General features: G+C 64.2%; 9 protein-coding genes and 1 tRNA gene. 4 read left to right on the forward strand and 6 right to left on the reverse strand.

Translation table 11 applies throughout. The features are described from left to right. Window positions 1-189 precede the first annotated feature (189 nt). Window positions 190-3,048: a GGDEF domain-containing protein gene (locus LQR33_RS24320; RefSeq protein WP_231469053.1), complete on the forward strand. Its 2,859-nt coding sequence runs from the start codon at window positions 190-192 to the stop codon at window positions 3,046-3,048. A 110-nt stretch (window positions 3,049-3,158) separates the two neighbouring features. On the opposite strand, the gene LQR33_RS11710 is transcribed toward LQR33_RS24320, so the two are convergent. Next, window positions 3,159-3,590, reverse strand: a complete 432-nt coding sequence (locus LQR33_RS11710; RefSeq protein ID WP_231469055.1) for a cupin domain-containing protein — start codon at window positions 3,588-3,590, stop codon at window positions 3,159-3,161. Window positions 3,591-3,800: 210 nt separating this feature from the next. Further along, complete coding sequence (locus LQR33_RS11715) at window positions 3,801-4,490, reverse strand: Bax inhibitor-1/YccA family protein (protein WP_231469057.1); 690 nt, start codon at window positions 4,488-4,490, stop codon at window positions 3,801-3,803. Between the two features lie 182 nt (window positions 4,491-4,672). Between LQR33_RS11715 and LQR33_RS11720 the strand changes: the two genes are divergently transcribed. Beyond that, window positions 4,673-4,757, forward strand: a tRNA-Leu gene (locus LQR33_RS11720). 214 nt (window positions 4,758-4,971) lie between these two features. Here the strand turns inward: LQR33_RS11720 and LQR33_RS11725 are convergent. From LQR33_RS11725 to LQR33_RS11740, 4 genes are all read right to left on the reverse strand, one after another. After that, a complete protein-coding gene (locus tag LQR33_RS11725) occupies window positions 4,972-9,252 on the reverse strand; it encodes a response regulator (protein WP_231469059.1) in 4,281 nt (1,426 codons plus the stop codon). A gap of 32 nt (window positions 9,253-9,284) precedes the next feature. Further along, window positions 9,285-10,982 (reverse strand): fused response regulator/phosphatase, encoded by a 1,698-nt coding sequence (locus LQR33_RS11730; RefSeq protein ID WP_231469062.1) that lies wholly within the window; start codon window positions 10,980-10,982, stop codon window positions 9,285-9,287. Window positions 10,983-10,989: 7 nt separating this feature from the next. Next, window positions 10,990-11,298, reverse strand: coding sequence for an STAS domain-containing protein (locus LQR33_RS11735; RefSeq protein WP_221664949.1), 309 nt, complete (start codon window positions 11,296-11,298; stop codon window positions 10,990-10,992). Between the two features lie 93 nt (window positions 11,299-11,391). Beyond that, window positions 11,392-12,561: a methyl-accepting chemotaxis protein gene (locus LQR33_RS11740; protein ID WP_221668517.1), complete on the reverse strand. Its 1,170-nt coding sequence runs from the start codon at window positions 12,559-12,561 to the stop codon at window positions 11,392-11,394. 27 nt (window positions 12,562-12,588) lie between these two features. Between LQR33_RS11740 and LQR33_RS11745 the strand changes: the two genes are divergently transcribed. Together LQR33_RS11745 and dsdA are read left to right on the forward strand one after the other, a co-directional pair. After that, complete coding sequence (locus tag LQR33_RS11745) at window positions 12,589-12,774, forward strand: hypothetical protein (protein ID WP_221664951.1); 186 nt, start codon at window positions 12,589-12,591, stop codon at window positions 12,772-12,774. Window positions 12,775-12,857: 83 nt separating this feature from the next. Further along, window positions 12,858-14,204 (forward strand): D-serine ammonia-lyase, encoded by a 1,347-nt coding sequence (gene dsdA / locus LQR33_RS11750; protein WP_231469064.1) that lies wholly within the window; start codon window positions 12,858-12,860, stop codon window positions 14,202-14,204.

Genomic DNA, 14,204 nt, shown 5'->3' on the forward strand with positions numbered 1-14,204 from the left:
CTGCGCCAAACAATCTATACCGCCCGCATGAAGGCAGGCAAATCCAAGCCATGCGGCATTGCATCATCCATTCCGCATGCTCGTCCATGCCCCCGCGCCGCTCATTCCCGCACTCGGACAGCCATCGTCGATATTTGTCCTAACATTTCGTATAGGAACCCTTCGCGCCGGCTCGCAGAATGGAATGAAGTGCACCGATTCACCCTGTCCACCACCGAACTCAAACGCCAGCTGCTGCATGACCGATATCGATTGCTGGCCATCGCGGCAAGCCTTTTCCTGGTCCTGCTGGGAACCGACGTCATCAGCGGCTGGATTCTCCGCACTCCCGCCCTGATTCCGGAAAACATCCACATGGTGATCGCCACCGCGTTCTGCCTGATCCTGTACGGTCTCGCGCTGCCGCTGGCCTTATGGCGGCCGCAATGGCGGGCCCACCGCGTGCTGGCGGCGCTTGTGCTGGCGATGGCGACGGCCACGCTGCTGGAGCACCTGAGCGGCAGGTCTCTGGGTTTGGACCTGCCCCAGCTACACGCCTGGCGGAACGACATGGTGCCCCACCCGGGCCGGATGGCGCCGCCGACCGCGCTGGCGCTGGCCGCGCTGGGCTGCGGCCTGCTGCTGCAGCCGGGCTCCACGCCGACCCGGCGCCGAGCGGTGAAGATCTGCGTATTGCTGCCGCTGCTGCTCGGCGTGCTGGGGGCGGTGGCGTACCTGGTCAATCTGGAGCTGCTGTACAGCTGGGGCGCCTCGGTGCGGATGGCTCTGCTGACCGCGCTGGGCGTCATCTCCGCCGCCCTGGGGCTGGATGCGCTGAGGCGACAGGCGCTTCGCCGCCATCTTCGCTCCCAAGACATGGCCGATTCGATTTCCGTGACCGCCACCGCGCTGCTGATCTCCATCTCGCTGACCACCGGCCTGCTGATCTACCGCGTCTCCAGCGCCGCGCACGAGCGCAGCCTGAGCACGGTGATGGCCAACAGCGTGCGGCAGCGCGCCGCGTTGCTGGTGGCCCAGTTCGGCATCAGCGACGACATCGCCCGCCGCATCTACCAGCGCCCGTCGATGCAGAAGCTGCTGGAAGACGCCAGCCGCGGCAAACTGGACGCCAGCGCCGCCGCCGCCGAGCTGGCGGCCCGCAACCACATGACGCTGAACGGCATCGCCATCCAGGATGGCGGCGGCCGCGCGCTGGTGCAGGTCGGCTATTTCGAAACCCGGCCGCGCCAGGCCCTGGCGCTGCGCTCGCCGGCCGGCTCCCGGCTGCTGTGGAACGGCCATTACCTATACCGCACCGAGGCGATCTACCGCACCTCGGCCGGCTCATCGCGGCTGGTGATCGAACAGAAATTGGAGATGTTCGACCGCATCGTCCAGGACACCGCCCCGCGCGACGGGCTCAGCGGCCTGTACGCGCTGTGCGGCCACGACGACCACGATCTGCGTTGCTTCTCGCAGTCGCCGCGGGATCCCGGACCCACGATCCCGATCGCCGGCAACGTCCGCCACTTCACCATGTGGCCGGCCTTTTCCGGGAAAAGCGGTTCGCTGCACGCGGTCGACTACTCGGGCCGCGACGTGATCAGCGCCTATGCGCCGGTCGGCGACAGCGGACTCGCCTTCAGTTACAAGATCCGGGTGGCGGACCTGCTGGCGCCGATCCGCCATGATCTGGAGATCGACGCGCTGATCATGCTGGCAATGGTCACGCTGGGCACGCTGATCCTGCGCTGGCGCACTTCGCCGCTGCTGCGCGAGGTATTGCAATCCAACCGGATGGCGGAAATGGCGGCCGAGCGCTTCCGCAACGCCGCCGAAGCCAATATGGACGCCTTCATCATCATGGAGGCGCTGCGCGACCACATCGGCGAGGTGGACGATTTTCGCGTGGTCTACATCAACGCCGAAGCGGAAAGGATGTGGCAGCTGCGCCGGGACGAAACGATAGGCAGGAACTGGAAAGCGCTGGCGGCCTCGCTGAACGTCTCCAACCACTTCGAAAGCTATAAGCAGGTCATCGACACCGGCATGCCGCTGTCCGAAGAAGTGCCCAAGGCCTACGACGCCAGCCACCCGATCTGGATCCACCAGGAAATCGTCCGCGCCGGGGACGGCATCAGCATCAGCGTGCGCGACATCACGCAAAAGAAACTGGCGGAACTGGACCTGGTCCTGCGCGAGGCCTTGCTCAAGACCGTCACCGACTCCATTCCTGCGCTGGTGGCCTTCGTCGACGTCGATCAACGCTATCGCTATTGCAACAAGACCTACACCCGGCTGTTCGGCATTGCGCCGGAGCAGGTGATAGGCCGCAATATGCGCGATTTTCTGGGGGAGGAAAGCTATGCGGCGGTGCGGCCCTATGTCGAGCAGGCGCTGCAGGGGCAGGCCGCCGCCTTCGAGATGGAAATGTTCCTCCACGGCAGCCAGCGCTATGTGGAGGGCCGCTACATTCCGCAACAGCACGCGGACGGCACAGTGTCGGGGTTTTACGTGATGATCTGGGACATCACCCAGTCGCGCGCGCGGGAAATCGAGCTACGCAACAAGGTCACCCAGGATGCGATGACCGGCTTGCTCAACCGCGCGGCTTTCATGGACATCCTGGGCGACGAGATCAAGCACCACTACCTGAAGCGCCAGGCATTGGCGCTGTTGTTTCTCGACATCGATCACTTCAAGCAAGTGAACGACACGCTGGGGCATGCCACCGGCGACGAGCTGATCAAAATTTTCGCCGGACGGCTGCGGCAGAACGTGCGCGGCACAGACCACGTGGCCCGGCTGGGCGGCGACGAGTTCGTCGTGCTGCTGGTCGGCCTGGATACCGAGCGCACCGCGACCGCCGTGGTCGACAAGCTGATGGCGGCAGTCTGCCAGGATGCAAAGCTGTCAGGCGAGCGCCGCCGCGTCTCCACCAGCATCGGCGTCGCCTATGCCTACATGCCCGACATCACGCCGGAACGGCTGCTGGAAATCGCCGACGAGGGCCTGTACCAGGCCAAGGCCGCCGGGCGCAATACCTACCGGCTGATGCGGGTGGGCTGAGACTCTCTCATACCTCACAAGAAATAGACAAGACGATCTCGGAAAAACGCTTGGAAACGACAAACCGCGTCCTGTCCAAAGAAAACTGAACGCGGTTTATCTTCATCAGGCTACTCGGCCTTGGCGCTGAGCGGCACGCCGGTTGCCCCAGCGTAAAATACCAACAGCTCCACCGGCTTGTCCCCGGTAACGCCGCGGTGTTGGGTGCCTACCATCTCCGCCAGTGTGTCGCCGGCGCTCAGATGCTTCTGGCGTTTTCCATCACGGCTTTCCACAGTCAGTTCGCCGCTGACCACATACGCGGCGTTGGGAGACGGATGGCTGTGCCAAGGCAGGCTGGTATGGGGCGGAATCATGATGCGCACCATCGTCAATTCCGGCTGCCCCGCCGGATAGGCCTTGTAAAGATCGCCATCCCAAGAGCGCTCCGTCTTGAGCAGCGTCTCGGTTTTTACCGCGCCCCCCTCGGCGGCATGAGCAAACGGCACCGCCAACAACGCGGCGAGCAAAGCCAACCGGCATCCCGTCAAATCGATCTTCATGTTTTCTCCTTCGAGTGATTTGAATAAGCGAATCGATTCGACGCGCTTCTACCGGACCAGTTCAACGCGTTCCCCCTCGCCAAAAACCAAACAACACCAGCGAGCGCTCAAAAAACGCTCCACTCCTGTCGAGTGGACAGGTATTTTGCGCATGCGATAAAAAAACCCTCCGCCGAAGCGGAGGGTTTGGATTGTCAGTATGAGGTGCGATCAGTCGCGGTTGCCGCCGAAGGCCAGCAGCAGCTGCAACAGGCTGGTGAACAGGTTGTAGATGCTGATGTAGATGGACAGCGCGGCGGAAATGTAGCTGTTCTCGCCACCGTCAACCACGGTCTTGACCTGCCACAGGATCATCAGCGAGCTGAACAGCGCGAATGCCGCGGAGATCATCAGTTGGAACGCCGGCATGCGCAGGAACAGGTTCGCCACCACGGCCACCATCAGCACGATGGCGCCCACGGTCAGGAAGTTGCCCAGGCCCGACAGGTCGCGCTTGGTGGTGGTGGCGATGGCGGCCATCACGAAGAACACGACGGACGTGGCCGCGCCGGCGGTCATGATCAGCTGGCCGCCATTGGAGAACTTGAGCGCGAACTGCAGCAAGGGTCCGAGCAGGACGCCCATCATGAAGGTGAAGCCCAGCATCAGGAACACGCCCAGCGAGCTGTAGCGGTTCTTCTCAATGGCGAAGACCAGGCCGTAGAACACCGCCATGATCAGCAGCATGCCGATGATGGGGCTGCCGGCCAAGAACGCGAAACTCATATGGGTGCCCACGATGGCGCCCATGACGGTCGGGATCATCGACAGGCCCAGCAGGCCATAGGTGTTGCGCAACATTTTGTTGCGAACATCGGCCATCGGGGTCGATTGGTAGGCCGTTTGAAAATCCGGGTGCATGTGAAACTCTCCTGAGTTGATTATTCTGGAACGACTTTTGGGATTGTAAGCAACAGACCATGCCGAAGGGAATAAGTTTCCATTCCTTCTTCCTGCTTGTCTTGGACGAATCCTTGGGGTAATATCGCATTCCCTCAAGGCACAGATGTGGGCGACAGCCCGCGTTTGCAAGCCATTTGGATGCGAGAGTGGCGGAATTGGTAGACGCACTGGATTTAGGTTCCAGCGCCGCAAGGCGTGAGAGTTCGAGTCTCTCCTTTCGCACCAACCATATTTAACGTTTCCCTTCACAATCCACCACGCCCCACCAGAGCCCCCCAATAAAGGCTTTGTCACGGAGACATATCTCCTCCACTACAGCCCTGCACAAACCGCTGTAATACGCTATAACTTGGACCAAATTTGTCCCCGACAGTGTCCCAAGCAGAGCAAGCCGGGCCCAATGCTTTATCCAGCAGGAACAAATTATTCGTCCAGCGCGTCAGGCGGAGTTATCCGCCAGCCAGGCTCGCGCCGCGCCCGCCACCCGTTCCAGCTCCAATTCGATATCCTGCAGCAATGATGGCCAACTCTGGCTTCGCCCCTCCTTGACCGCTTTTTCCAGGCCCTTGAGAAGAGACACCAAATCCGCCGCGCCAAACGAGCCCACGCTGCCGCGCAAGGCATGCAGCTGCCTGGCGCCGACATCCAGCAAACCCTGCTCCAAACTGGTTTGGATCCGTGTCATCTCCGGTCCGCTGGTATCGATCAGCATCTGCATCAGCTTGCGCACCCGCTCGCGCGCGGCGGGGCTGGAGCCAGCCAGGCGCATCAGCTCTGCTGAAAATACGACCTCATCCGGCTCGACGGCCTTTTCTTCCTCTGGCGGCCAAGCCAGGTAACGATCCAGCACCGCGTACAAGCGATCGAACCGTATAGGCTTGGCGATGAACTCGTCCATGCCGGCTCGCAGGCACCCCGACCATTCCTCGGGCGACATGCCCGCGCTCATCGCGATAATGGGCAGTTTCAGCCCCAGCTCTCCGCGTATCAACGACGCCGCGGTATCGCCGTCCATCACCGGCATCTGCCTGTCCATCAACACCAGCGCGTAATCTCCGCCCCGCTCCCTCAGCGCGTCCACCGCCAACCGGCCGTTTTCCACGGTCTCCACTTGCAAGCCCGCCTGCTGCAATAAGACGCAAGCCACCTGTTGGTTGATCGGATTATCCTCCACCAGCAGGATGCGCGCCGACCGCCATCCCGCGGGCCTGGCGCCGAACGGCCTCGCCTCGGGTTCCATTCCGCGCGCGCGCGCGTTTCGCCAGGCATCAGCCAGCGCCCCGGCGATTACCGGCTTCACCAACACGCCATTCAACGCCTCTCGCCCCGCCGCCCGGCCCAGCCTGCCCCTGTCGTCGGCTCTCGCCATCGCGATCAAGGCGATGTCGCGGTCAGGCCAGCGCCGGCGTATCTCGCCGCATAGCGCCAGCCCGCTCTCTTCTCCCAGCCGCCAGTCCACCAAGGCGATCTCGAATGCCGTACCTTCCTCTCCCGCCAAGACAGCCAGAGCCTCATCCGCGTCCGCAGCCCCTTCAGGCGATCCGCCTAGGCGCTGCACATGCCAGCAGACTGCTTGCCGGCTGCCTGCATTGTCGTCCACCACCAGCACGCGCCCAAGGGCGGCAGCCGCCGCGCGCGCCTCCCCTGCGACCTCGAGAGGCAAAGAAAACCAGAAGCGGCTACCCTCGCCCAACCGGCTTTCCACCCCCATCTCGCCGCCCATCAGCTCGACCAAACGCCGGGAAATCGTCAAACCCAGGCCGGTGCCGCCGAAACGCCGCGTATTGGAGGAGTCCGCCTGGACAAAGGGGTCGAATACCGTTTTCAACAGCGCCTCGTCCATCCCCAGGCCGGTATCGCGAACGGAGAACAACAACTTGTCGCCGGCAGCCCCCTTCTCCAGCCCCACCGTTACCGCCACCTCGCCCCGCTCGGTGAACTTGATCGCATTCCCGGCCAGATTCACCAGCACCTGCTGTAGTTTGAGAGGATCGCCGACCAAGCCTCCGGGCACATCCGGCTCGACGGCGATCACCAGCTCCAGCGACTTGCGGGCGGCATTCATCGACATCATCGCCGCCAGCGCGCCCAGCACCTCGTTCAGGTCGTAATCGACTCGAGCCGCTTCCAGCTTGCCGGCCTCCATCTTGGAAAAATCCAGGATGTCGTTGAGGATGGCCATAAGCGAGCGGCAGGACAGCTGCAGCATGTCCAAATAGTCGCGCTGGGCGCCGTCCAGCCTGGTGCTGGACAGCAGCTCCAGCATGCCGAGCACGCCGTTCATCGGCGTGCGGATTTCATGGCTCATGTTGGCGACGAATTCGCTCTTGGCCCGGCTGGCGCTTTCGGCCTGCTCCTTGGCCAGCTCCAGCATCCGCGTCGCCTCCCGTTCCGCGCGGACATCCTTGGCGATGCAGACGAAGCCATGCAGCCAGCCATCCTGCCAGATGCCGGTGGTCACCAGGCTGACCGGGATGTGCCGGCCATCCTTGTGGCGGTAAGTCCACTCCTGGATGATGCTGCCGCCCCGACGCGTTTTCTCCACGAAAACATCAAAGCCGGCAACCGGCCTCCCCAGCTCTTCCGACAGCTCGCTCTCGAGCCTGGCCACCTCCTCCGGCAGATGCAGGATCATCGGCGTAGCCAGTCCCGTCAGCTCATCGGCGCGATATCCCAGCATGCGCTCGGCGCCGGCGCTGAAAATGCTGATCTCGCCCCGCAGATCGGTGGCGATGATCGCGAAATCGCTGGCGGAATCGATAATGCCTTGCAGCCTGGCCTGCACCTCCTGCCGCTCCCGCTGCGCCTGCTTCAGCGGCGTGATGTCGGTGACAAACACGTAAAATCCGCTGACTTGCTCCCGCTGCCAATGCGGAACGTAATGCGCCAGCAGATGCCGCTCCTGGCCGCTCAGGTCTATGATGCAGCGCTCGGACAGGCTGGCCACGCCGTCCAGCGCGCCCTGGATATAAGGCTGGTTGGCGCGGTAGCGCTCGTCTCCGACCACATGGCGCAGATGGCGCCCCATGACGTCGCCTATCTCCAGCCCCATCCAGTCCAGATAGGCGCGGTTGGCGAAAACATTGTGCAGATTGCCATCCCAATAGCTGACCATCGCCGGCATCGAGTCGAGCACGGTTTGCAGCTCGTCGCGCACGCGGCGCAATTCGGCCCGCCCCTCCTGCAGACTGCCCGCGTCCCAGCACACGCCCTCGGCTCGCAGCACCCGCCCGGCCTCGTCCCGCTCCACCTGGGCGCACAGCCGAAACCAGCGCAAGCGGCCTTCGCCGTCCACGATGCGATAATCCCAGCCCTCGGCCGCCAGCCCGCGCAACTCATCGGTCCAGAGCCCATCCCAGGCCGCCAGCTCGTCCGGATGCACGCAGCTCCGCCAGCGCGCCCAGTTGACCGTTTCTTCCCCGCCGGCCCCGTGCAGCACGCGCATCCGCTCATCCCACGCCAATGACTGCGCCGCCGCGTCCCACGTCCACCGCCCGATATCGAACGAGGCAAGCAAAGACTCCAACTGCGCCTGAATAGCCGCGGCCTCGCGCTCGTCCGGCCTCTGCTGCGCCAGGACCTCCACCCGCAACAGCCAGGCTATGCCGTCTGCCCCCTCCTCCAGCGGCGTCAGGCCGAGTTCGCAATGGAGGAAAGCATCCTCTCCGGCCAGCAGCCGCAAGCGCAACCGCTGCGTCGCGTCGCGTCGCGCCAGGGCCGCGCGCCAGCGCGGAACATCCTCCGGCGCGCAGCAAGCCGCCATGTCCTGGCCACGCAGCACGGCGCCAAGCAGGCGACGCAGCCCATCGCTCACCTCCAACAGCCGCCCCCCCTCGTCCAGCAGCGCGCCATGGCTTTCAAGACCATTGAGCGCCTGCGACAGACGCCTCCGCCCCAGCGACCGCTCCGCGCGCGCGCTCAGGGCTTGCCCAGCCGCATGGGGCAAAAGCGCGGCGGCCAGCCAGAACAGCGCCTGGGCGGACCAGACCAGCAGCCCCGGGCGGCGCAGCGGCTCCGGCATGGCTTCCGGAAAAAGACGAATCAGGGTTTCGCAAGCCAGAACGGCCATCAGCGGCAGCGCCAGCATCGCGCCGGAAGCATCCAGCAGCAGTCCCGCAAGCAATACGGGCAGAACCAGATCGGCGACGCCCAACGGCCGCCACTTCACCGTCAGCGCGCACCAGGCAAGCGCGAGGGCGACCAGCATCAATACGCGGTCCGGCTTCAAACTGGCGGCGCCGAACCGCCTCAGCGCCGCCCATGGCGGCAACAGCGTCAACCCCGCCACGATGCCGCCCGCGTACCAGCCGCCGGCATCCAGCCATGGATGCATCCAAAGCAGCAGCGCGCCCGGCGCGCCCGGCAGCAGCGCCGCCGCCAGCCCGCCTGCCGCCGCTCCGCGCTCCACTGTCCGGCTCAGCAACATTCCCGCGCCAACCGCCTGCAGCCAACTGACGACGGCCAGTTCCGCGGCGGGCAGCGCGCCCAGATGGGCCCAGCCGCCCAGCCAGAATGCGGCCAGCGCCAGCGCATGGCGCCCGAGCCGCGTCCAGGCCCGCCACAGCAGCAGCAAGGCCAGCGCGTTGCCGTAAAGGGGGACGATCAGACCATGGCCGCGAGCCAGCCCCAGCGCCCAAAACGTGGACAGCGCGACGGCGCCGGCCAAGGCGGCGGCGCCGCGTCGGGACGGCGCATACAAGCTGTCGGACAACGACATCATCAGACCGGCTCCCTCTTGTCGATGGCGAAACCTTACAGCCTGAATTCCGCCTCCACTTCGTTTCCCCGGCCATGGTAAGCCAGTCTCGCGCATAAGGCGTTCACCAGAGACACGCCGCGGCCATGGCGGTGGCTGCCGGCCTGCCGGTTCAGCTTTTCCATCAGGGCCGGGTAATCAAATCCCGTTCCGCTGTCACGCATGCGTATCAACACCGCGTCGCCGCCATTTTCCCTCCGGCGCTCGAGCACCAATTCAATCTCGGCCCGCTCCAGCTCGGCCAGTCGTTCGCGCCTCAGCATGAAATAGCGCTCGTATCCATCCGACTGGTCTTTCATGCCGGAGTCCAGCCCCAGCACGCCATGGTCAAGCGCGTTATTGAACAGCTCTGATACGATCAACAACACTTCCTTGAATTGCCGCCCGCGAAAGCCCAGCTGATTCAGCCAGCCGATCAATAGCGGAATGCTTTGATCGCGCTGCAACTCCTCCACGCCGAAAACCAGCCGCACCCGCCAACAGCTCAGTTGGCCGCCGTCGTCGCGCCCCTGGTGATCCGCCACTCGGTCCAGCGCGGCGTTAACGCCCGCCTCTAGCCTGACCACGCCCAAGGAGATGTCGTCGCGGTTATTCGCTCCGCTCAAATGCTCCAGCACGGCCAGCCGGATGCCGTCCAACGGCGAGGCCGGGTTCGATATCAGCGCCTGCAGCAACCCTCCCATTCCGAACTGTTCGCCTCCAGGGCTCTCGGCTTCGGTCAATCCGTCGGAACACACTACCAACTGGCCGCTCTGCTCCCAGAAATATGTCTCGCTGCCCCAGCAAAACTCATCGACAGACAAGATTCCCAATGGCGGATATTGCGACTTCCACTCCCTCATGGGGCAGCCGTCGTCGTCGACGAACATCACGCAGGGTATGCCGCCGTTCCAGACTTCGACGCAGCCGAGCTCCCAGTCTATGGTGATCAGCGCCGCGGCGACAAAGCGCCCCACCGGCAGCAAGCGGTTGAGCTTGGCATTGATTTCGCGCGCCATAGAGGTCAACGGGAAGCCTCGCCGCGCCATCGCATAGAAAATGTCGACCGCGGGCAGGCAAGACAGCGCCGCGGACAATCCGTGTCCGGTGCTGTCCGCCAGCATGAGGCACAACTGCCCGGTCGGCGACAGCGCGCGGGCCAGCACGTCGCCGCTGAACTGCTCCGCGGACTGCTGCCAGCTGCGCACGCCCGGCAGATCCTGCCCCTCGCCGCCCACAATGCTGTCCAGCACGTGCTTGGCGAACAATTGCTCGCGCTCGTTGGTGTGGTAATAACTGACCAGTTGGCGGGCGTCGTCGGAAATCCGCCGCTGCATTTCGCTGATCCGCTGCATCACGCGGATCTTGGCCGCCAGCATGGTCAGGTTGATCGGCTTGGGCAGGTAGTCGTCGGCCCCCAGGTCCAGGCTGTTGATGTGAGCCTCTTCGTCGCTGCGCGCGCTGAGGAAAATGATGGGCAGCCAATGATCCGGACACAGCTGGCGAATCTGCCGGGTGGCCTCGTGGCCGTCCATCAACGGCATCATCATGTCCATCAGCACCATGTCCGGCAGCTCCCGCCGGCATTGCTCAACCGCCTGCAGACCGTTTTCGGCATACCAGACCTGATGTCCCATTTCCTCGATCACCAGGCCCATCAACAGCCGGGTGGGCTCGACGTCCTCGGCCACCAGCACGGTGAATGTGCGGTCCATGGGACGCTCAGCGAAGGGTGAAGAATTTGTCGAAGCTGGCCACGACCAGAATCTGCCGCACGAAGCCGCGGCAGCCCAGCAACGCGATGCTGTCTATCCCAAGCGCCTTGGCCCGGTCGCGCATCACCAGCAGCATGCCCAACGCCGAGCTTTCCAGGTAATCCACCCGCGACAAGTCAACCTCAAGCCCCAGGCCGCCTCCGCGCTCCAAGGCTTCATCCAGGCACGCCCGAAACGCCTCGTGCTGCTGAAAATCGAACCGGCCTTCTACCACGATCACCGACTTGTCCGCCGTCTTGCCCAGCCTGACTCCCATCTCGCCGCCCTCCATTGGCCGCCCTGAGCAGAAGCGGTTCGTTCCGCCGATCGCGCGGCTGACTGCAAGCCCTTGCGGGGCATATCTGCCCGCTCAGAACAGATCGATGTCGCCGGCCGACATGCCCTGCGGCGCGGCGCCGTTGGCCTGATGCCTGTCGACCAGCTGCTGCAACTGGCGGCGCATGTCCTCCAGCCTGTCGATTTCATCCTTGCCGTTCATCTGGCGCATGCTGTCACCCACCTGATAAAAACCCTGCATCCGGCTGCTGACATTGCGCACCAGCGGAGACACCAGGTCCTGAAACTGCAGCGCGGTCACCGTGGAGCGCACGCTGTCTCCGACCCGCCCGGCGATCTGCGACAGCTGGTCCACCGCCTGCCCCGTGTCCGAATTCATCCGCGACAATTGTCCCAGCATGTCCTCGATCTGGGTTTTCGCGTCCAGCGCGAAATTCATGTCGCGGGACGCCATCTCGAATATCTCCGATTTGGCGTGCTCGATGGCCTGCACCATCAGATCTATCGACTGGCGTATCTGCCCGGAAAAATCGAAAGAGCGCTGCGACAGCTTGCGCACTTCGTCGGCCACCACCGCGAATCCCCGACCGGCCTCGCCCGCGCGGGCCGCCTCGATCGCGGCGTTCAGCGCCAGCATATTGGTCTGGGCGGTGATTTCCGCCATGTCGCCGAGCGCGCTCTCCACCGCGTCGACTCGTTTCTTGATCTCATGCATGCGGTCAACCAGCACCATGGCCGTCTTGCTGGTGCTGACCGTGTTGTCGACGAATTCCGTCATGCTCTGCGAGGTGCGCTTGAGAAACGCGTCGAAACCGGCGCCGTCGCCATGATCGCCATGCTGGACGATCTTCAGCGCCAGCGCCTGCTGCTCGCGCAGCATAGCCTCAATGTCGGAAAACCCCTGCACCAGCTTGACAATGGCGTCGCTCAGAATGGTCTGCATCTGCGACACGTCCCGCTCCACCGCGCCGGACACGTCTGAAATGCCGTTGCCCAACAGGCCCAGCCCGCTCAACATCTTCTCTCGCGCCTCGGATAAGCCATCGTCGGCAGGCGGCGGGTGCGGCGGCGCGCCCAGCAGCCAGACCGCCAGCAAGCATCCCGCGGCCATCAGGGACACTGCCAGATAGCCGGGCAAACCGCCTCCCAGCAAGGCCAGCAAGCCGCAAGCGCACAGCCACAGCGCGGCGCAGCACAACAATATCCTGGGTCTAGGATCCGCCTTGATGTCAGAAGGATTCATCTTTCAGCCGGAGTATGGAAGAGAAAATTGAAAGCCATCGATGCTTGCGGCATGCCAATCGAATTTGCCGCCACCGATTATTGCGATATGGCGCATAAGGCGATGCCTGTCAAACAGCCAGTTGCAAAAACCATGCGCGACATTGACGCCGCGCAACATGAAACAGACTCACGGAATGTCGCCGCGCTTGAACGAGGATCAGCCATCGCCTGAAAATTCGTCTTTTGCCAGCCGCCTCGGGCTGTCGTTTAATAGCGGCTTCCGCCGGACTTCCGCGGCCAAGACAGGACATCCAAATGATACACGGCAAGACGCTGGACGAATGGCGGCAAATTCACCCCGAAATCCAGGACCTGACCGATCTGCGCGAGTGCGCCTGGTTCAATCCCGCGGTCGCGCCCGCCGGCCAGGCGCTGGGCGACATCGGCCTGGATGCCGGCGACGTCGCCGACGCCTCCGCCCGCCTGCAACGCTTCGCGTCCTATATCCGCCGCGTCTTCCCAGAAACCGCCGACAGCGACGGTATCATCGAATCGCCGCTGCTCACCGTGCCCGCCTTTCAGCAAGCTCTGGAGCGCCGCTACGGCATGGCGCTGCCCGGACGCCTGTGGCTGAAGGCCGACAGTCATCTGCCGATCTCCGGCTCGATCAAGGCGCGCGGCGGCATCTACGAGGTGTTGAAGCACGCGGAGGAACTGGCGCTGGCCCACGGTCTGCTCCGTCCCGGCGATGATTACGCGAAACTCGATGGCCCCGAAGCGCGCGCGCTGTTCAGCCGCCACCGCGTCGCCGTCGGCTCCACCGGCAACCTCGGCCTGTCCATCGGCATCATGGCCGCGAAACTGGGTTTCCAGGCCACCGTGCACATGTCGTCCGACGCGCGGCAATGGAAAAAAGACAAGCTGCGCGCGCACGGCGTAACCGTAGCGGAGTACGACTCCGACTACAGCGCGGCCGTGGAGCAAGGCCGCAAGCAGGCCGCCGGCGATCCATCCTGCCACTTCGTCGACGATGAAAACTCCGTCCACCTGTTCCTGGGCTACGCGGTAGCGGCGGGACGGCTGAAGGTCCAGTTGGCGGAGGCCGGCGTGCGTGTGGACGCCGACCATCCGCTGTTCGCCTACCTGCCCTGCGGCGTCGGCGGCGGCCCCGGCGGCGTGGCCTTCGGGCTCAAGCTGGCCTTCGGCGACGCCGTCCACTGCCTGTTCGCCGAGCCCACTCATTCGCCCTGCATGACGCTGGGCGTACTCACCGGCCTGCACGACCGGATCTCGGTGCAGGATTTCGGCATCGACAACCGCACCGCCGCCGACGGACTGGCCGTCGGCCGCCCCTCCGGCTTCGTCGGCCGCGCGATGCAAAGGCTGATCGACGGCTATTACACGATGGACGACGACGAGCTGTTCCGCCTGCTGGCGATGCTGGAACAATCAGAAGGACTGCGACTGGAGCCATCGGCATTGGCCGGCGCGCCGGGCATGGCGCGCGTGCTGGACGAAAACCAGGGCTATCGACAGCGCATGGGTCTGGACGCGGAGCGGCTCGCCCGCGCCACCCACCTGATCTGGGCGACGGGCGGCAGCATGGTTCCGGAGGCGGAAATGGACGATTACCTGCGGCGCGGCCGCAGCTTGACGGGCTGA

It is taken from the genome of Chromobacterium piscinae (assembly GCF_021129175.1).
Classification (GTDB): Bacteria; Pseudomonadota; Gammaproteobacteria; order Burkholderiales; family Chromobacteriaceae; genus Chromobacterium; species Chromobacterium piscinae.